Below are 19,550 nucleotides of genomic sequence, written 5' to 3' on the forward strand. Positions count from 1 at the left end.
GAAAATGCGGCCGGCCCAGGCTACTTGTTCGTTTCGACGCGCACGTACCCGTGAGCGGGCCCCAAGGCCGCCGAGTCCTCTCCGGCGGGGATCCAGACGGTCCCCTTGGGCACGCCTTCGTCCAGGTGCACGGGCAGCCACACCGCCCCCTCCGAGCCCAGGAAGGGCGCCTCGGCGAATTCCCGCAGGCCCAGTTCCTCGGCGGTCTCCGGGCTGAGCGTGGCGGTAAGCCCGCCGAACTGCTCCTGGAGCGGCGGTGCATGCCGGACGAAAAGGTCGTCATGGTAGATGTGACGCGCGGGCACCCGCCAAAGGCCCGTCCCCTTCAGGGTCTCGGGCTCGGCACGGTACGCGGGGTCCGCCGGAGCCCCGCCCAGCACCACCCCGGTGCGAGCGACCGCGGCTTCCGCGTGGGTCCGGATCTCATCCACTTCGACGAATTCGCTCCCCGGCACGCCCAGGCTGTGCGCCAGGACCCGCAGGATCTTCCAGGCCGGACGGGCCTCGCCCGCGGGGTTGGCGGCCGGCTTGAAGGTCTGTAGGCGACCTTCTCCCGAGAGGTAGGTCCCTTCGTTTTCCGGATAGGCCGCGGAGGGCAGGATCACGTCCGCCTGCTCGGCGGTGTGGGACCAGTGGCTGGTAATCACCACGCGGAATTCGGCACTCTGGAAAGCCTTTCCGGCCGTCACCGGGTCACCGGCTTCCACGAGCGGGTCGTTCCCCACCACCAGATAGCCCTTGGCAGGCGCATCGCCCAGGAACGAGGCCGCCGGGCGTCCCTTGGGCACGGCGTCCCCGCCGGGGCCCCGATGGGGAACGCAGCCCATGGCCCAGGCACCGACGCTGTTTCCGTAGGGCGCCAGGTATCCGAAGCGGGCACCGGCCATATCCGCGAGCTGGCTCGCAAGGGCGGCAATCTCGGCTGCCTGGGGATGCTCCTGGGCCTGCACGCCCACCAGCACCGCGACCCTTCCACCCTTAACCAGGGTCCGGGCCACTTCCCCCAGCTGCTCGGCGTCGAGGCCGGAATCCGCGGCTCCGGCCAGATTCTCCGGAACGGCCTGACCGGCCGCTTCGGCCACGGCGGCGCCGAGGGCGGCGACCGCCGTCGACTCCGCCCCCGGCGCATGGACCAGCCGGGCGGCATGCCGGAAGTTCTCGGGGTAGGCCACGGGATTGAGGGCGGCAATGGCCGCGCCCCGCTTCGCCGCCTTGTGCAGGCGATGGTTGGCAAGGGGCTGATCCTTGCGGGGATTGCCGCCGATCACGACGGCGGCATCCACCCTTTCCAGGTCTTCCAGGGTCTGTCCGAGGAGCGGAGTGGCGTCCTGCACCTGGCTATCGAAATCCGCGTCCGTCCACTGGACCCGATGGTCCACGTCCGTACCGCCGAGCCCGCGCACCAAGTGCTGGGTCAGCCATTGCTCCTCGAGGGTGGCGGTGGGGGCCACGGTGGCCGCCAGATCGCCGCCCAGGTCCCGGAGGCCCTTCAGGGCGACGTTGAAGGCGCTCTCCCAGGAGGTCTCCTCCCACGCGCCGTCGCGGTGGATCATGGGCTGGGTGATACGGCCTTCTGCCACCGCCTCGTAGGAGAAGCGGCCCTTGTCGCAGATCCACTCCTCGTTGATCGCCTCGTTGACCACGGGAAGCGCCCGTTTCACCTGCCCCCGTACCTCCTCGATCTCCATATTGCAGCCGACGCTGCAGTGGGGGCACACCGTCTCGTGGCGCTTCATCTCCCAGACGCGCGCCGTGTAGCGGTAGGGCTTGGAGGTGAGGGCCCCGACCGGGCACAAATCGATCATGTTGCCGGAGAGCTCGGATTCGACGGTACGCCCCACGTAGGTACCGATCTCCATGTGCTCGCCGCGGAAGGCGGCACCGAGCTCCATCATCCCGCCCACTTCCTGGCCGAAGCGGACGCAGCGAGTGCAGTGGATGCATCGGGTCATCTCGGTCTCGATGAGCGGACCGAGGTCCTCGTTCTCCACCGAGCGCTTGTCCTCCTGATACCGGGAATGGCCGGAACCGTGCGCCATGGCCAGGTCCTGGAGGTCGCACTCGCCGCCCTGGTCGCAGATGGGGCAATCCAGGGGGTGGTTGATGAGCAGGAACTCCATGACCCCGCGCCGGGCGTCCACCGCGGTTTCCGAGTGGGTATGGATATGCATCCCGTCGGAAACGGGGGTGGCGCAGGCCGGGACCGGCTTACGCATCTTCTCCACCTCCACGAGACACATCCGGCAGTTGGCCGCCACCGACAGCTTGCGGTGATAGCAGAACCGGGGCACGTCGATGCCTAGGTTGTCCGTGACCTCGATGATCATCTGCCCGTCTTGGACGGAATGCGGCTCGCCGTTTATATAGATCTCGGCCATTAAACCCTACCCTTCTCGGTGAGGCCGTGCTTTTGCCGAAAGCGCCCGCCGCCCGCTCCCGGCGGGCCCGGGCCCCAAGCCTGCGGAAAACGTCAGCCCGCTTCGGCGATCTTCCCGGCGGGGGCGGAGGCACCCACCATGCAGTGCTTGTGCTCGATGTGGTATTCGTACTCGTCGCGGAAATGCTGGATGGAGCTGACCACCGGGGCGACCTCCGCATCCCCGAAGGCGCAGATGGTCCGGCCCTCGATCCGGGAGCCGATGTTGAGGAGGGTGTCCAGGTCCTCCTGCCGACCCTGGCCCTGCTCGATGCGGTGCACGATCCGGTAGAGCCATCCGGCCCCTTCCCGGCAGGGCGTGCATTGGCCGCAGGACTCGTGGAAGAAGAACTTCGCCACCCGCTCCACGGCCCGGACAATGCAGGTGGTCTCGTCCATGACGATCACGGAGCCGGCACCGAGCATGGTCCCCGCCTTGGAGAGGGACTCGTAGTCCATATTGGCGTCCATCATTACATCGCCGGGCACGATGGGCACCGAGGGACCTCCCGGGATCACGGCCTTCAGGCGGTTGCCGTCGCGCATACCCCCGGCCAGCTCGAGCAGCTCGGAGAAAGGCGTGCCCATGGGCACTTCGTAGTTCCCGGGCCGGTTCACGTGGCCGGATACCGCGAAGATCTTGGTCCCGCCGGAATCCGGCGTGCCGAGATTCTGGAACCACTCGCCGCCGTTGTTGATGATGGCGGGAACGGAGGCCAGGGTTTCCACGTTGTTCACGGTCGTCGGCCGCCCGAAGATGCCGTAGTTCGCCGGGAAAGGCGGCTTGAAGCGGGGCATGGCCTTTTTGCCCTCGATGGACTCGAGCATCGCCGTTTCCTCGCCGGCGATGTAGGCCCCGCCCCCCCGGTGCACGTACAGATCGAAGTCCACCCCGGATCCGAGGATGTTCTGGCCCAGGTATCCGGCCTCGTACGCTTCGTCGATGGCCTGCTGGACGCGGACATAGGGCTCCCAGAACTCGCCCCGGATGTAGACGTAGCCCACCGTGGCATCCACCGCGAATCCGCCGATCACCATACCCTCCACCAGCATGTGGGGGTTGTAGCGCATGATGTCGCGGTCCTTGAAGGTGCCGGGCTCCGCCTCGTCGGCGTTACAGGCCAGATACTTGGGCTGGGGGGTGTCCACCGGCATGAACGACCACTTCAGGCCGGTGGGGAACCCCGCGCCGCCGCGCCCCCGCAGCCCGGACTGCTTGACCTCGCCGATCACGTCATCCCGGGTCATGCCCTCCTGGAGCACCTTCTTCACCGCCCGGTAGCCGCCGTTGTCCAGGTAGGCCTGGAGCGTGTGGCAATCCGGACGGTCGGTGCCGTCGAGGGTGACCAGCGTGTAGTCCTTCGGATATTCGGGCATCGCTCTTTCCCGTTCGCCTTCAGCGCTAATCGAGGCTGGCTAGGATCTCGTCCATCCGCTCCGGCGAGATGTCCTCGTAGTAATCCTTGCCGATCCAGACCACCGGAGCGCCGCCGCAAGCCCCCAGGCATTCCACTTCGGTAAGCGTGAAGCGGCCGTCCTCCGTGGTTTCCCCGAAATCGACTCCCAGCTTGCCGCGCAGATGATCGACGATGCCGTCGGATCCGCAGAGCATGCAGGACAGATTGGTGCACACCTTGATCTGGTGCCTGCCCACCGGGGAGCGGTTGAACATGTCGTAGAAGGTCGCCGCCTCGTAGACCTTGATGGGCTCGAGATCCATGTACTCGGCGATGGACTCCAGGGTCGGCTCGTCCAGCCAACCGTACTCGTCCTGCGCGGCGTGCAGGGCCCAGATCAGCGCTGCCCGGTTCTGCTCGGGCGGATACTGCGCCCTCGCCTCGTCGATCCTCTTGCGAACGGACTCGGAGAGTTGCATGGCTTACCTGTCGATCTCGCCGAACACAATGTCCTGGGTTCCGAGGATGGTCACCACGTCGGCCAGCATGTGGCCGCGGGCCATCTCGTCCATGGACGCCAAATGCGGGAACCCGGCGGCGCGGATCTTCATCCGGTAGGGCTTGTTGGCACCGTCGGAGACCAGATAGACGCCAAACTCGCCCTTGGGATGCTCCACCGCCTGGTAGGTTTCCCCGGGCGGAATATGGAAGCCCTCCGTGAACAGCTTGAAGTGGTGGATCAGGGCTTCCATGGACTGCTTCATCTCGGCGCGCGGCGGCGGAGCCACCTTGTAGTCGTCCGTCTTGATGGGCCCGGGATTCTCCCGCAGCCAGTCCACGCACTGCTTGATGATCTTCACGGATTCCCGCATCTCGGCCACACGGACCAAGTAGCGGTCGTAGGAGTCGCCCTCCGTTCCCACAGGCACGCGGAAGTCCATCCGGTCGTACACCGAATAGGGCTGCTTCTTGCGCAAATCCCATTCGATACCGGAGCCGCGCAGCATGGGACCGCTGAAGCCGAGCTGCTTGGCCCGCTCCGGAGAAACCACGCCCACCCCCACCAGTCGCTGCTTCCAGATCCGGTTGTCGGTGAGCAGGGTCTCGTAGTCGTCGATGCTCTTCGGGAAGAACTCGGTGAAGGCGTCGATGAAGTCCAGGAAGGAGCCTTCCCGGTACTTGTTCATCTCCTTGACGTCCTTCTCCGAGTGCCACTTGGAAGGCTTGTACTTGGGCATGGAATCGGGCAGATCCCGGTTCACGCCCCCGGGTCGGTAATAGTTGGCGTGCAGCCGCGCCCCGCTGGCCGCCTCGTAGGCGTCCATGAGGTATTCCCGGTCCCGGAAGGTGTACAGGAACATGGTCATGGCGCCCACATCCATGCCGTGCGCCCCGAGCCACAGGAGGTGGTTCAGGATACGGGTGATCTCGTCGAACATGACCCGGATGTACTGGGCCCGCTCCGGTACCTCGATACCGCGAAGCTTCTCCACCGCCAGGCAGAAGGCGTGCTCGTTGGAGAGCATGGAGACGTAGTCCAGGCGGTCGAAGTACGGCAGGGCCTGCATGTAGGTCTTATGCTCGGCCAGCTTCTCGGTGCCCCGATGAAGCAGTCCGACGTGCGGATCCGCGCGCTGCACCACCTCCCCGTCCAGCTCGAGCACCAGCCGCAGCACCCCGTGGGCGGCCGGGTGCTGGGGGCCGAAGTTCAGGGTGTAGTTGCGGATCTCAGCCATCTTCCTCGGCCTCCTGCCAATGGGTGCGCGGCACCAGGTTCCGTTCCTCGATGGTCACCGGCTGATACACCACCCGCTGCCGATCCGGGTCATAGCGCATCTCCACATGGCCTTCCAGCGGGAAGTCCTTGCGGAAGGGATGGCCCGCGAAGCCATAGTCGGTGAGGATCCGGCGCAGGTCGGGGTGGCCTTCGTAGATCAGCCCGTACATGTCGAAGGCTTCGCGCTCGAACCAGGTGGCGGCGGCCCAGATGTCCACCACGGTGGGCACGACCGGCCGGTCTTCCAGGACCCGCGCCCGCAGCCGGAGGCGATGGTTATGCCTGAGGGAGAGCAGATGGTAAACGGAGGCGAAACGCGGCGCGTCGGCGGGGTAATCGTAGTATTCCAGGTAGTCCACCCCGCACACGTCGATCAGCTGATCGAAGGCGAAGTCCGCGTTGTCCCGCAGGAAGAGGCAGACCTTCTGGAGGGATTGCGGAGCCACCTCCACCGTCCACTGGCCCAGGTATTCCTCGACACCGACAATGGCGTCGCCGAACTGAGCGCGCAGGGGCTCCTCAATGGTTTGCTGGTTTAGCGCCATGGAGAACCTCTACTGGCGGGCGATGGTGTTGGTTCGCTTGATCTTCTTCTGCAGCTGGATGATCCCGTACAGCAGAGATTCAGCGGTGGGCGGACAGCCCGCCACGTAGATATCCACGGGAACGATCCGGTCGCTGCCCCGGACCACGGAGTAGCTGTAATGATAGTAGCCGCCGCCGTTGGAGCAGCTGCCCATGGAGATCACCCAGCGGGGCTCGGTCATCTGGTCATACACTTTCCGGAGCGCGGGGGCCATCTTGTTGACCAAGGTGCCGGCGATGATCATGACATCCGACTGGCGGGGGCTCGGCCGGAACACGACGCCGAGGCGGTCCATGTCGTAACGGGCGGCTCCGGTATGCATCATTTCCACCGCACAGCAGGCCAGCCCGAAGGTCATGGGCCACAGAGAGCCGGTGCGGGTCCAATTGACGAGCTTATCGGCCGTGGTGGTCACCACGCCCTTTTCAAGCGCCCCTTCTACTCCCATTCCAAGGCTCCTTTTTTCCACTCGTAAACGAAGCCGACCACCAGAATGCCCAGGAAGATCGCCATCGCAACGAAGCCGGTAGCGCCCATCTCATCGAGCACCACACTCCATGGGAAAAGAAAAGCGATTTCGAGGTCAAAAACGATGAACAGGATGGCAACCAGGTAATAGCGGACATCGAAGCGCATCCGGGCATCTTCAAAGGCTTCGAAGCCGCTCTCATAAGGGGACAGTTTTTCCGGGTCCGGGTTTCTCGGCGCGACCACATAGTTTGCGATCAGAGCGGCCACCCCGATCAAGAGCGCAATCACCAGAAAAACGAGGATGGGCAGATACTCTTGAAGCATCGGCGTTCCTTACCCGGCTCGAGTGGAGAAATCGTAAGCCCTAGCCGCTACCCGGGAGGGAAGGGACCGGGCCCGTGGCCAGCCCTGGCCTGGAAAAGCCAAACGGAGTCTATGGCGTGCCCCTTGCCCTGTCAAGAAACGGTCACGGGCGCCGACGTCTCGCTACAGCCCCGCCATGCCGGGCTTTTTGGGTCCCAAGAACAAAAAAACCGCCCTTCTCTCCAAAGGAAGAGCGGTTTTCTCGTACGCCGAAGGAGGTAGGATCCGCCGCTCAGCCACGGGGCCCCGCCGCAGGCCCCGAACGCACCTTCTAGCGGAGGGTAGCGGGCTGCGCGAGTAGGGAGCGCGGACTTACTGCCCGCCCCCCTGGCCGCCACCGGAGCCCGGAATGGACGGGATCTGGGAACCGGCTCCCCCCGCTCCCGACCCGGGGGCGGCCGGGGAGTCCGTTGGCGGCTCGGGCGTATTCGGCGTGGTCTCCTGCTGCTGCGTCGGAGCCGGGGCCGGCTGCTCCATGAGGCTCTCATCGCCTCCCGTGGAGAGCACCGCGAGACTCAGGGAGCTGAGGAAGAACACCGTGCCCAGGATTCCCGTAACCCGGCCCAGGAAGCCCGTGGAGCCCTGGCTCCCGAAAAGGGTCTGGGACCCGCCGCCGCCGAAGGCCGTCCCCATTCCCCCCGATTGCCCGGGCTGCATGAGGACCACGCCGATCAGGGCGATGGAGACGATTACGTGGATAATCCACAAGATAGTGACCATGCGGTCTCCCGCTAGAGTGAACTGGGGACTGGAAGGTCGGACGGGCTACAGGTCCGAGGCCACCGCCGCCCGGAGAATCCCGACAAACTCGTCCGCCTTCAGGGAGGCGCCGCCGATCAGGCCGCCGTCAATGTCCTCCTGGGCCATCAGATCCGGGGCGGAGGCGGCCTTCATGGAACCTCCGTACAGGATCTTCAGGGATTGCCCCGTGACCGGATAGCCCTCCTTGACCTGCCCGCGGATCAGGGCGTGCATCTCCTGAGCCTGCTCCGGGGTGGCAGTCCGGCCGGTACCGATGGCCCACACCGGCTCGTAGGCGATCACCGCGTCCCGGAAGGCGTCCTCCTTGCCATCCCCGAGAACGGCCTCCACCTGCTCGCGAACCACCTGCTCCGCCTTGCCGGCGTCGCGCTCCGCCTCGGTCTCGCCCACGCAGAGAATCGGGATGAGGCCGTTGCGCTTAGCCGCATAGAACTTCTCGGCAACCAGCTCGTTGCTTTCGCTGAAGTACTCGCGACGCTCCGAGTGGCCGACCACCACATAGGTGCAGCCCAAGTCCTTGAGGAGCGGTCCGGCCACTTCACCGGTGAAGGCGCCGCTGTCCTCCTGATGGAGGTTCTGCGCGCCCCAGGCGACGGGGGAGCCCTGCACCGCACCGGCTACGCGATCGATCAACGGGAAAGGCGGGCAGATCCCGGAGCCGACGTGCTCCCAATCCACCTCCGCCTCGGCGATCGCCCGGGCCAGATCTTCGGCCTCGCCCACGCGACCGTTCATTTTCCAGTTGCCGACCACTAACGGCTGGCGCATGCCTCCCTCCTCGGTAATCCTGTCGGAAAACGAGCCATCTTAGCCGTGCGGGAACGCAGGGTCAACGAAGACCCGGATTACAGGCGGGGAAATGCCATTCACTGGCCGAAAGAGGGAAATGGCGGTCCCTGCGAGCTATATCCTCCAGGGGCCGTAGCCCGCCTGGGTGACCGCCCCGCCACCGCGGGGCGGCATGCCGTTCGGACGCCGGAATCCCGGGAAGCCGGCTTCAGGCCTGGGCGGTTGCCACCTCCGCACGCACCACTTCGGCGATACGCTCCGCCAGCGCGTGGGTACCGGGCTCATCTCGGCCTTCCACCATCACCCGTACCTTGGGCTCCGTGCCGGAATTGCGCACCACGACCCGGCCCTCCTCGCCCAGCTCGGCTTCCACCTGGCGGATCACTTCCGCCACGGCCGGAAACTCCCCGATATCGCGCTGCTCGGGCAGGCGGATGCTTACCTGCGCCTGCGGGAAATAGCGCAGATCCGCTACCGCCTGATCCAGCGGCTGACCCGAGTGGGCCAGCTCTGCGAGCACCATCAGCGCAGTCACGATACCGTCGCCGGTGGTATTCCGGGTCAGGCACATGACGTGCCCGGAGGGCTCTCCTCCGAGAATCCAGCCGTGCTCCCGGAGCATCTGGAAGACGTGACGGTCTCCCACGGGTGCGCGCTCGAAGGGGATTTCCGCTCCCGCCAGGCCCTGCTCCAGCCCCAGATTCGACATGATCGTCCCGACCACGCCGCCATCCAGCTCGCCGCGCTTCTTCATCTCCAGCGCGGCCAGATAGAGGACACCGTCACCGTCCACGATCCGTCCCCGGGAGTCGGCGAACACCACGCGGTCCCCGTCGCCGTCGAAGGCCATTCCGGCGTCCGCCTCCCGCGCCACCACCTCCGCGGCCATGGTGTCGGGATGCATGGAGCCCACGTCCTCATTGATATTGAAACCGTCCGGTCGAGCGCCCACCTCGATCACCTCGGCGCCAAGCTCCCGAAACACCTGGGGAGCCACCCGGTAGGTGGCGCCATGGGCACAGTCCACCACCAGCCGCATGCCCTCCAGAGTCAGATCCTTGGGGAAGGTGTGCTTGCAGAACTCGATGTAGCGCCCGGCGGCATCCTCCACCCGTGTGGCCTTGCCAAGCTTGGCCGGCTCGGCGGTCAGAAGGGGGTCCGCCATCCGGCTCTCGATGGCCGCTTCCACGTCATCAGCCAGCTTACAGCCGTCCGGACCGAAGAGCTTGATTCCGTTGTCCGCGAAGGGGTTGTGGGAAGCAGAGATGACCACGCCGGCATCGGCGCGCAGGGCCCGGGTCAGGTAGGCAATGCCCGGGGTGGGCATGGGGCCAATGAGCAGGACATCCACGCCCGCGGCGGCGAGCCCCGCCTCCAGCGCCGATTCCAGCAGGTAGCCCGATACGCGGGTATCCTTGCCGATCACCACCCTGGGATGGTCGCCGTTGTCCCCGGCGAGCACCCGCCCGGCCGCCCAACCGAGCTTCAGTACCTGGTCCGGGGTGATGGGCCATTCACCCACCTGTCCCCGCACCCCGTCCGTGCCGAAGAAGGTACGCTTTCCGCTCAAGCCTTTCTCCCTAACTGACTAGCCGCCTGTTCGGCGGCGTTCCGGGGTACAGCCACCCCCTTTACGGCCACCGGCCCGGAACGGGTCTGTTCAGGGCCGGCGCCCCCGTTTCAAGAGCTCGGTCATTCGGACGACATCATACATGGCCTGCACATCGTGCACGCGCACGATGTCCGCCCCGTGTGTCACCGACCAAGCCACCAGCGCCGCATCGAAATAAGTCCGCTCGTGGACCGCCCGGTCGAAGAGCTTACCGGTCAAGGATTTCCGGCTGGTTCCCACCAGGAGGGGACGGCCCAGCTCGGCAAAATTTTCCAGTGCGTGCATGAGCGCTAGGTTGTGCTCCACGGTCTTGCCGAAGCCGATCCCTGGATCCACCAAGATATTATCGGCTTTTATCCCGGCCTGCTGACAATGCTCCATGCGCTTAGCCAGATACGTCTTCACCTCCGACACCACGTCCTCGTACCGGGGATCATCCTGCATGGTTTCGGGGGTACCCTGCATATGCATAAGGCATACCGGAACATCGAGCTCCACCGCAGCCGACACGGAATCCGGATCGTGCTCGAGGGCCGAGACATCATTGATCAGGGTCGCCCCCGCGGCCACCGCCTCCCGCATCACCGCCGCCTTGCGGGTATCCACCGAAACCGGGACACCCAGTCCGGCGACCGCCTCCACGGCGGGAATCACGCGATCCAGCTCCTCCTGCACGGGAACTTCCGTGGCCCCCGGACGCGTGGACTCGCCGCCCACGTCCAGGATGTCCGCTCCCGCCTCCACGAGACTGCGGGCATGCGCCGCCGCGCCCTCGCGGTCCGCATAGCGGCCGCCGTCACTGAACGAATCCGGGGTAACGTTCACGATCCCCATGATCCGGGGCCGCTCCAGATCCAGGGTCAGGTCCTTGAAACGCAGCTCCCTGGCCATGCCTCTCTCCTTGTGGTTCAGCCCAACGCCTCCATGACGCCGGACTCAATAGGTACAAAAAAAGCGCGAACCGAGCAAGTCGGTTCGCGCTAACCGGGACATAGAGGACCGGGTCAGGGCTGTTCGGCAGGCTGTCCTCCACCAGCGGGCTCCACGGGGCGGCCGCTGTCGTTGTCCCCTGCCGGGCCGGGCTCGGGGCTGGGACCGCCGCCCTCGGGACCCTGGGGCGGCCTCGGATCCCGGCCTTCCATGATGTCGTTGATCTGCTTGGAGTCCAGCGTCTCCCACTGCAGGAGCGCCTCCGCCATCTTCTCGAGGGTCTCGCGGTCGTCCTCGATCAGCTGGCGGGCCCGCTTGTACTCGGTCTCGATAATGGACCGGACTTCGGCATCGATCTCCTGCACGGTGGTCTCGGAGATGTTCTTGTGCTGGGTCACCTCGCGCCCGAGGAACACCTCCTCGTCCTTCTCCCCGTAGGTGAGCGGGCCCAGCTTCTCCGACATGCCCCACTCGGTCACCATCTTCCTGGCCATCTCCGTGGCCCGCTCGATGTCGTTGCCGGCACCGGTGGTCATCTGGTTGAGGAAGACCTGCTCGGCGATGCGGCCGCCCATCAGGATGGCGATGTTGTTGAGGATCTCCTGCCGTTCATAGTTGTACCGATCCTCGTCGGGCAGCTGCATGGTCAGCCCCATGGCCTGGCCGCGCGGGATGATGGTGACCTTGTGCACCGGATCGGTACCGGGGATCAGCTTGGCCACCAGGGCGTGCCCGGACTCGTGGTAGGCCGTGGTCCGCCGCTGCTCCTCGGAGAGCACGATGGACTTGCGCTCCAGGCCCATCATCACCTTGTCCTTGGCGGTCTCGAAATCCTGCATCTCCACGAGACGACCGCCGCGGCGCGCCGCCATGAGGGCGGCCTCGTTCACCAGGTTCTCCAGGTCCGCGCCGGAGAAGCCGGGCGTGCCGCGGGCGATGGTGTACGGCTCCACGTCGTCGGCGAAGGGCACCTTCTTCATGTGCACATTGAGAATGAACTCGCGACCGCGCACGTCCGGGCGCGGCACCACTACCTGGCGGTCGAAGCGGCCGGGCCGCAGCAGCGCCGGGTCGAGGACGTCGGGCCGGTTGGTGGCCGCCACGACGATGACGCCCTCGCTGCCCTCGAAACCGTCCATCTCGGTAAGCAGCTGATTGAGGGTCTGCTCGCGCTCGTCATGACCGCCGCCCAGCCCGGCGCCGCGCTGCCGGCCCACGGCATCGATCTCGTCGATGAAGATGATGCAGGGCGCCTGCTTCTTGGCCTGCTCGAACATATCGCGCACACGGCTGGCGCCCACGCCGACGAACATCTCCACGAAATCGGAGCCGGAAATGGAGAAGAACGGCACCCCGGCCTCGCCGGCCACCGCCTTGCCCAGCAGGGTCTTACCCGAGCCGGGCGGTCCGGTGAACAGCACGCCCTTGGGGATGTGGCCGCCCAGCTTCTGGAACTTCTCGGGCTCCTTCAGGAAGTCGACGAGCTCCTCGACCTCCTCCTTGGCCTCATCGATCCCGGCCACGTCCTCGAAGCGGACCTTATTGCTCTCGTCGGTGAGCATCTTGGCCTTGCTCTTGCCGAAGGACATGGCCCCGCGGCCGCCGGCACCGCCGCCCTGCATCTGGCGCATGAAGAAGATCCACACGGCGATCAGCAGCAGCATGGGGAACCACGAGATGAGGATGGAGACCAGCATGGAGGTCCCTTCCTCCGGCTTCGCGGTGATGGACACATCATGCTGGCGCAGCGTCTTCACGACCCCCGAATCCGCCGGGGCATAGGTGGAGAACCGCTTGCCGTCCAGGAAGGATCCGTTGATCTGGCTGCCCTTGATGGTCACCTGGGTCACGTTGCCCTGCTCGACCTGGTGCATGAACTCGGAAAAGCTCACCTGGTTGCCGGGCTGCTCGGTCTGGCTGAAGCTCTGGAATACCATCACCAGAACCAGGCCGATAACCAGCCAAAGGGCAATATTCTTCGTAACGTTGTTCACAATCGCTCCTCGTCCGATCGCCGGCGCGGGACAGCCCGCATTGGTCAATCAGCCGCACGTTCACTCTAGGATCAGCCGCCGACGGATGCAATGACCCGCCCGGCGCAACTTCAAGGTGCTGAAGGCAAAAATTTCTTATTACGACCTGAGACCGCTGGCTGGCGGCTCAGTTTCCCGAGAACCCGCGAGCCACCAGATATTGCTCGGAGCTTTCCCCCCGCGAAGCCTCCGGCTTGCGGGCGGCGACGCTCCGGAATTCCGCCCGCAGCGCGCGCAAAAGCTCCTCGAAGCCCTCCCCCTGGAAGGCCTTCATGACCAGGGCCCCTCCCGGCCGCAGGACCTCGCGGGCCAGCTCCAGGGCCAGCTCGCACAATTCCATGGCCCGGGCCTGATCGGCAACCTTGATCCCGGAAAGCTCGGGGGCCATATCCGACAGAACCACATCCACCGGCCTCCCGGCAATCTTCGTCCGCAGCGCGGCGAGCCCCTCGTCGGTGGCGAAGTCCTCCCGGATTATCGTTGCCCCGGGAACGGAATCCATGGGCAGCCGGTCGATCCCGATCACCGTGCCGCCGTCGCCGAGCCGTTCCACGGCCACCTGCATCCAGCCCCCGGGTGCGGCCCCGAGATCCACGACCACCGAACCGGGTGTCAGGAAGCGGTCCCGGTCATCGATCTGCGTCAGCTTGAACGCCGCCCGGCTCCGGTATCCCGCCCGCCGGGCTTCCGCCACGTAGGGATCCGCGGCCTGGCGGCGCTGCCAGCGATTGCTCTTCCCCAAGCGGAGCGCCTCTTTATATTGGGAGGTACCGGACCGGATGCTATCCTACCGGACCTCGGCGGCCCCCCGCACCGCCCTGCGGGTCCGCCAGATCACCCAGCCGCCGGCGGCCACGCCGTACAGGCCCAGGGCCAGCGCCTGGCCGATCCCGGTCAGCAGCACTGTCACCACCAGACTGTAGAAGGGCATCCCCACCAGAAGGGCGGCGGCCTGCATCTTCACCCGGCCCAGCGCGTAATCCAGGTCGGAATCGGAGGTGGACATGTTCATCGCGAGGTTCTCATGGCATTGACCAACAAACAACGCAGCTTTCTGAAGGGCAAAGCCCATTCGCTGCACCCGGTGGTCCAGCTCGGCGAGGCGGGCCTCACGGAGGCGGTTACCGCGGCAACCGACGAGGCCCTGGCCCACCACGAGCTGATCAAGGTCCGCTTCCAACAAGGCGACCGCGAGGAGCGACGCGCCCTGGCAAAGGACATCTGCGACCGGACGGGCGCCGATTTGGTGCAGGAGATCGGTCGCATGGCCGTCCTTTTCCGGCCCGCCGAGGAACCGCAGATCCAACTTCCGGCAACCTGATCCCCCTCAAGCCACCGGGGAGAAGCCTCCCCGGCGGAGGGCGACCATCCGCCCCTACTTGTACTCGATCTCCACCACCTCGTAGGTGCGCGTTCCGCCCGGGGCCTGCACGTCCACCACCTCCCCCTCGCCGCGGCCGATGAGCGCCCGGGCGATTGGCGCGTTGATGCTGATCTTGTTCTGCTTGATGTCGGCTTCTTCGTCACCGACGATCTGATACTGCACTTCCTTGCCGCTCTCGTCGTCCACCAGGGAAACCGTCGCCCCGAAGGCCACGGTCTCCATGTTGATCTCGGCCGGATCGATGACCTGGGCCCGGGCGATCTTGTCCTCAAGCTCCCGGATGCGGGCCTCGACGAAGGCCTGCTGCTCCTTGGCGGCATCATACTCGGCGTTCTCGGAAAGATCGCCATGCTCCCGGGCGGTGGCGATAGCCTCGACCACGCGGGGACGCTCTTCGTGCTTGAGCCGTTGCAGCTCGTCCTTGAGCTGCTGCGCCCCTTGCTTGGTCATGGGAACCTGTTCGCTCATGCCGGTTTTTCCTCTCGCAACTGGGCCAGTTCCTGTAGCTTGCGCACCTGCATGGGGCCCTCCCGCAGTCTGGCGATGGCTGCGGCCGAGGCCTCGGCCCCGGCGAGCGTGGTGAAGTAGGTTACCCCGTGCTGGAGCGCAGTACGTCGAATGGAATATGAATCCGCCACGGCGCTCTTGCCGGCCGCCGTGTTGATGATCACATCTATGTCACCGTTCTTGATGCGGTCGACGATATGCGGGCGGCCCTCCTTGACCTTGTTCACCACGGTCAGGTCGACGCCCGCCTCCTCCAGCGCCGAAGCCGTCCCCCGGGTGGCGACGAACTCGAAGCCGAGCTCGGCCAAGCGCCGGACCACCGGCACCAGTCCTTCCTTGTCCGCATCCCGCACCGATACGAAAACCCGCCCCTTCTCGGGGAGCACCACGCCCGCGCCGCTCTGTGCCTTTGCGTAGGCCGCGCCGAAGGTGGCCCCGACCCCCATGACCTCGCCGGTGGACTTCATCTCGGGGCCCAGCAGCGTATCCACGCCCGGGAACTTGATGAACGGGAACACCGACTCCTTCACGGAATAGAAGGGCGGGATGACCTCCCCGACCACCCCCTGCTCCGCAAGGGACATTCCCGCCATGGCCCGGGCCGCGATCTTGGCCAGCGGCCGGGCGGTGGCCTTGGAAACGAATGGGACGGTACGGGCCGCCCGCGGGTTCACCTCCAAAACGTAAACCGTCCCGTCCTGAACAGCAAACTGGACGTTGATCAGGCCCACCACATGCAAGGCCTGGGCCAGCATCTTGGTCTGGCGCCGAACCTCCTCCAGCACCTCGGGGGCCATGTCGTGCGGCGGCAGCGAGCAGGCCGAATCGCCGGAATGGACACCGGCCTCCTCGATGTGCTCCATGAGGCCGCCGATCACCACCTTCTCGCCGTCGGCCACGGCGTCCACATCCAGCTCGTCCGCCTCCACCAGGAAGCGGTCCAGCAGCACGGGATGCTCCTCGGACACGCGCACCGCCTCGGTCATATAGCGGTCCAGGTCGGCCTCGGAGTAGACGATCTCCATGGCTCGGCCGCCGAGCACATAGGAGGGCCGAACGAGCAGGGGATAGCCCACTTCCCGGGCCGCCTCGCGGGCCTGGGCGGGCGTGAAGGCGATGCGGTTGGGCGGCTGCTTGAGGCCCAGCCGGTGGATGAGGTTCTGGAACCGCTCGCGGTCCTCGGCCAGATCGATGGCGTCGGGCGAGGTTCCGATGATGGGCACCCCGGCCGCCTCCAGGTCGTTGGCCAGCTTGAGCGGGGTCTGGCCGCCGAACTGTACGATGACCCCGGTGGGCTGCTCCAGCTCGACGATGGCCAGCACGTCCTCCAGGGTCAGCGGTTCGAAGTAGAGGCGGTCGCTGGTGTCGTAGTCGGTGGATACGGTCTCCGGATTGCAGTTGACCATGATGGTCTCGTAGCCGTCCTCGCGCAGGGCGAGGCTGGCGTGCACGCAGGCGTAGTCGAACTCGATGCCCTGTCCGATGCGGTTCGGACCGGAGCCCAGCACCATGATCTTCTGGCGTTCCGTGGGCCGCGCCTCGCACTCCTCCTCGAAGGTGGAGTAGAGATATGGAGTGAAGGACTCGAACTCCCCGGCACAGGTATCCACCCGCTTGAAGACCGGCCGCACGCCGAGCTTGGCGCGCCGCGCCCGCACGGTGGCCTCCCGGGTCCCCAGCAGCGCGGCCAGGCGCCGGTCGGCGAACCCCATTCGCTTGTAGGCGCTCAGGCTGCCGGAGTCCAGATCCTCCAGGGTCAGTCCGGATAGCCCCTTCTCCGCCTCAACGATCCCCTGGATCTGCGCCAGGAACCAGCGGTCGATCCAGGTGCGGTCGAAGACCTCCTCCAGGCGCATCCCGTTACGGAAGGCGTCGCCGATGTACCAGAGCCGGTCGGGGCCGGGATTCCGCAGGTAGTGGTCCAGGCGCTCCGGGATCTCGTCCGGCCCCTCTACCTCGGCGGCGATGCGCTCCTCCAGGCCGTAGCTGCCCTGCTCCAGCCCACGCAGCGCCTTCTGGAAGGACTCCTGGAAGGTGCGGCCGATGGCCATCACCTCGCCCACCGACTTCATCTGGGTGGTGAGGGTCCGATCCGCCTGGGCGAACTTCTCGAAGGTGAAGCGCGGGATCTTGGTGACCACGTAGTCGATGGAGGGCTCGAAGCTCGCCGGAGTCACCTTGGTGATGTCGTTCTGCAGCTCGTCGAGCGTGTAGCCCACCGCCAGCTTGGCGGCGATCTTGGCGATGGGGAAGCCGGTGGCCTTGGAGGCCAGGGCCGAGGAGCGGGATACCCGCGGGTTCATCTCGATGATGACCAGACGCCCGTCCTCGGGGTTCACCGCGAACTGGACATTGGACCCTCCGGTCTCCACGCCGATCTCCCGCAGCACGGCGAGGCTGGCGTTGCGCATGACCTGGTATTCCTTGTCCGTGAGCGTCTGCGCCGGCGCCACGGTCACGGAATCACCGGTGTGCACGCCCATGGGGTCCAGATTCTCGATGGAGCAGACGATGATGCAGTTGTCCGCCTTGTCGCGGACAACCTCCATCTCGTACTCCTTCCAGCCGATGATGGACTCTTCCAGCAGGACCTCGTTGGTCGGGCTGGCCTCCAGGCCCAGCGCCACCATGTGGTCGAACTCCTCCCGGTTGTAGGCGATTCCCCCGCCGGAGCCCCCCAGGGTGAAGGAGGGGCGGATGATGGTGGGGAAGCCCACGTACTCCATCACCTCCTGGGCTTCCTCCATGGAGTGGGCGAAGGCGGAGCGCGGCAGGCCCAGACCCAGCTTCTCCATGGCGTGCTTGAAGGAATCGCGGTCCTCGGCCTTATCGATGGCCTCCTTGGAGGCGCCGATGAGCTCGACGCCGTACTCCTCCAGAACCCCGTAGCGGTCCAGGTCGAGGGCGCAGTTCAGTCCGGTCTGGCCACCCATGGTGGGCAGCAGGGCATCCGGGCGCTCCCGTTCCACCACCTTCGCCACCGATCGCCAGCTGAGTGGCTCGATGTAGGTGGCGTCGGCCATCTCAGGGTCGGTCATGATGGTGGCCGGGTTGGAGTTCACCAGGATGACCCGGTAGCCCTCCTCACGCAGGGCCTTGCAGGCTTGGGCGCCGGAATAGTCGAATTCGCAGGCCTGACCTATGACGATGGGCCCGGAACCGACGATGAGGATGGATTCTAAATCTGTACGTTTGGGCATTCGGGCGCTACTCGGCGTCAGGGGAGCGGAAAGGATGCGAAAAGAGGCCCCTCAGGCCTCGCGACGCACGGGGCCAGCCGGCTCTTCGCCCCGATACTCCCGGATGAGAGCGAGGAATTGGTCGAACAGGTACTGGGAATCGTGGGGACCCGGGCTGGCCTCCGGGTGGTACTGCACCGAAAAGGCCGGTCGGCTGCGGTGCCGTACCCCTTCCAGCGTGCCGTCGAACAGGGAGGTATGGGTTACCTCCAGGGCCTCCGGCAGCGAGTCGCCGTCGATGGCGAAGCCGTGGTTCTGAGCGGTGATCTCCACCCGACCGGATTCGTGATTCTTTACCGGATGGTTGCCGCCACGGTGGCCGAATTTCAGCTTCTCGGAGCGGGCGCCTTCCGCGAGACACAGGAGCTGGTGGCCCAGGCAGATCCCGAAGATCGGGACCCCGGAGGCCAGGAGCTGGCGCAACGCCTCCACCGCATAGGTAACCGGCTCGGGATCGCCCGGCCCGTTGGACAGGAAAATTCCGTCGGGATCGGCGGCCAGCACCTCTTCCGCGGTAACCGTCCCGGGCATCACGGTCACGCGGCAGCCGCGATCCACCAGCAGCCGCAGGATATTCTGCTTGCAGCCGTAATCGAGAGCCACCACGTGGAAGGGCAGATCGTCGGGCTGCTTGGGCGCCGGCAGGCCGCCCTGATCGAGGCTCCACGTCCCCTGGGTAAGGCTGTAGCTGTGGGGCGTGCTCACCTCCCCCGCTAGGTCCAGGCCGGTAAGCCCGTGGAAGCCCCGGGCTTCGGCGACCAGGGCCTCCGCATCGAGGTCCTCCCCCGCGGCCACCACCCCGCGCATGGCGCCCTGATCGCGCAGATGGGTGACCAGCTTACGGGTATCGATGCCCGCGATGGCCACCACATCGTTGCGGCACAGGTAGTCGGTAAGCCCCTCGGCGGCCCGCCAGCTGCTGGTTTGCATCGGAAGATCCCGGATGACCAGCCCGGATGCGAACACCTCCCGGCTCTCGTCATCCTCCGGGTTGGCCCCGGTGCTTCCGATATGCGTATAGGTCAGCGTAACGATCTGGCGGGCATACGAGGGGTCCGTGAGGATCTCCTGATACCCCGTCATGGAGGTATTGAAGCAAACCTCCCCTACCTGCCGGCCGGGTACCCCGATTGAATACCCGTCAAAGATGGTCCCGTCTTCCAGGGCCAGGATGGCTGGTCCACTCACCACATCCCCCAACGAAGTTGCGATCGGGAAAAACTGGAGTCCGGGGGCAGGCCCCGCGTCGTCCGGACACACAAAAGCGGGAGGCTGGGCTCCCGC

18 protein-coding genes are annotated in these 19,550 nt (G+C 65.9%); 1 reads left to right on the forward strand and 17 read right to left on the reverse strand.

The window, feature by feature from the left end:
- Positions 1-20: 20 nt before the first annotated feature.
- The 14 genes from nuoG to ACERLL_RS12600 form a co-directional block, all read right to left on the reverse strand.
- A complete protein-coding gene (nuoG, locus tag ACERLL_RS12535; RefSeq protein WP_373656434.1) occupies positions 21-2,378 on the reverse strand; it encodes an NADH-quinone oxidoreductase subunit NuoG in 2,358 nt (785 codons plus the stop codon).
- A gap of 92 nt (positions 2,379-2,470) precedes the next feature.
- Positions 2,471-3,793: an NADH-quinone oxidoreductase subunit NuoF gene (gene nuoF / locus ACERLL_RS12540; protein WP_373656435.1), complete on the reverse strand. Its 1,323-nt coding sequence runs from the start codon at positions 3,791-3,793 to the stop codon at positions 2,471-2,473.
- A 25-nt stretch (positions 3,794-3,818) separates the two neighbouring features.
- Positions 3,819-4,292, reverse strand: a complete 474-nt coding sequence (nuoE, locus tag ACERLL_RS12545) for an NADH-quinone oxidoreductase subunit NuoE (protein WP_373656436.1) — start codon at positions 4,290-4,292, stop codon at positions 3,819-3,821.
- A 3-nt stretch (positions 4,293-4,295) separates the two neighbouring features.
- Entirely contained in the window at positions 4,296-5,549 is a 1,254-nt protein-coding gene (locus ACERLL_RS12550) for an NADH-quinone oxidoreductase subunit D (RefSeq protein ID WP_373656437.1), read from the reverse strand.
- Positions 5,542-6,135 (reverse strand): NADH-quinone oxidoreductase subunit C, encoded by a 594-nt coding sequence (locus ACERLL_RS12555; protein WP_373656438.1) that lies wholly within the window; start codon positions 6,133-6,135, stop codon positions 5,542-5,544. Before ACERLL_RS12555 ends, ACERLL_RS12550 begins: the two co-directional genes overlap by 8 nt.
- 9 nt (positions 6,136-6,144) lie before the next feature.
- Positions 6,145-6,624 carry a NuoB/complex I 20 kDa subunit family protein gene (locus tag ACERLL_RS12560; protein WP_373656439.1) on the reverse strand — a complete coding sequence of 160 codons (480 nt, stop codon included), beginning with the start codon at positions 6,622-6,624 and terminating at the stop codon, positions 6,145-6,147.
- The gene (locus tag ACERLL_RS12565) at positions 6,615-6,971 is read right to left on the reverse strand and encodes an NADH-quinone oxidoreductase subunit A (protein WP_373656440.1); all 357 of its coding nucleotides are present in this window, start codon (positions 6,969-6,971) and stop codon (positions 6,615-6,617) included. The genes ACERLL_RS12560 and ACERLL_RS12565 overlap by 10 nt, the downstream gene beginning before the upstream one ends.
- Positions 6,972-7,322: 351 nt before the next feature.
- Positions 7,323-7,730, reverse strand: a complete 408-nt coding sequence (secG, locus tag ACERLL_RS12570; protein WP_373656441.1) for a preprotein translocase subunit SecG — start codon at positions 7,728-7,730, stop codon at positions 7,323-7,325.
- A 45-nt stretch (positions 7,731-7,775) separates the two neighbouring features.
- Positions 7,776-8,540 carry a triose-phosphate isomerase gene (tpiA, locus tag ACERLL_RS12575; RefSeq protein WP_373656442.1) on the reverse strand — a complete coding sequence of 255 codons (765 nt, stop codon included), beginning with the start codon at positions 8,538-8,540 and terminating at the stop codon, positions 7,776-7,778.
- Between the two features lie 229 nt (positions 8,541-8,769).
- Positions 8,770-10,131, reverse strand: coding sequence for a phosphoglucosamine mutase (gene glmM, locus ACERLL_RS12580; RefSeq protein ID WP_373656443.1), 1,362 nt, complete (start codon positions 10,129-10,131; stop codon positions 8,770-8,772).
- Between the two features lie 90 nt (positions 10,132-10,221).
- Positions 10,222-11,064: a dihydropteroate synthase gene (gene folP, locus ACERLL_RS12585; RefSeq protein WP_373656444.1), complete on the reverse strand. Its 843-nt coding sequence runs from the start codon at positions 11,062-11,064 to the stop codon at positions 10,222-10,224.
- Positions 11,065-11,177: 113 nt separating this feature from the next.
- Entirely contained in the window at positions 11,178-13,097 is a 1,920-nt protein-coding gene (ftsH, locus tag ACERLL_RS12590; RefSeq protein ID WP_373656445.1) for an ATP-dependent zinc metalloprotease FtsH, read from the reverse strand.
- A gap of 166 nt (positions 13,098-13,263) precedes the next feature.
- Complete coding sequence (locus ACERLL_RS12595; protein WP_373656446.1) at positions 13,264-13,878, reverse strand: RlmE family RNA methyltransferase; 615 nt, start codon at positions 13,876-13,878, stop codon at positions 13,264-13,266.
- A gap of 45 nt (positions 13,879-13,923) precedes the next feature.
- Positions 13,924-14,148, reverse strand: coding sequence for a hypothetical protein (locus tag ACERLL_RS12600; protein WP_373656447.1), 225 nt, complete (start codon positions 14,146-14,148; stop codon positions 13,924-13,926).
- Between the two features lie 12 nt (positions 14,149-14,160).
- Between ACERLL_RS12600 and yhbY the strand changes: the two genes are divergently transcribed.
- Positions 14,161-14,457: a ribosome assembly RNA-binding protein YhbY gene (gene yhbY / locus ACERLL_RS12605; protein ID WP_373656448.1), complete on the forward strand. Its 297-nt coding sequence runs from the start codon at positions 14,161-14,163 to the stop codon at positions 14,455-14,457.
- 54 nt (positions 14,458-14,511) lie between these two features.
- Here the strand turns inward: yhbY and greA are convergent, their stop codons facing one another.
- Genes greA through carA form a run of 3 tightly spaced genes read right to left on the reverse strand, consistent with a single transcriptional unit; the run spans position 14,512 to position 19,454 of the window.
- On the reverse strand, positions 14,512-14,988 hold the full coding sequence (gene greA / locus ACERLL_RS12610) for a transcription elongation factor GreA (RefSeq protein ID WP_373656449.1): 477 nt from the start codon (positions 14,986-14,988) through the stop codon (positions 14,512-14,514).
- Positions 14,985-18,227 carry a carbamoyl-phosphate synthase large subunit gene (gene carB, locus ACERLL_RS12615; protein ID WP_373656450.1) on the reverse strand — a complete coding sequence of 1,081 codons (3,243 nt, stop codon included), beginning with the start codon at positions 18,225-18,227 and terminating at the stop codon, positions 14,985-14,987. Before carB ends, greA begins: the two co-directional genes overlap by 4 nt.
- Positions 18,228-18,278: 51 nt before the next feature.
- Entirely contained in the window at positions 18,279-19,454 is a 1,176-nt protein-coding gene (gene carA / locus ACERLL_RS12620) for a glutamine-hydrolyzing carbamoyl-phosphate synthase small subunit (protein WP_373656451.1), read from the reverse strand.
- Positions 19,455-19,550 lie beyond the last annotated feature (96 nt).

Source organism: Thiohalorhabdus sp. Cl-TMA, assembly GCF_041821045.1.
GTDB lineage: Bacteria > Pseudomonadota > Gammaproteobacteria > Thiohalorhabdales > Thiohalorhabdaceae > Thiohalorhabdus > Thiohalorhabdus methylotropha.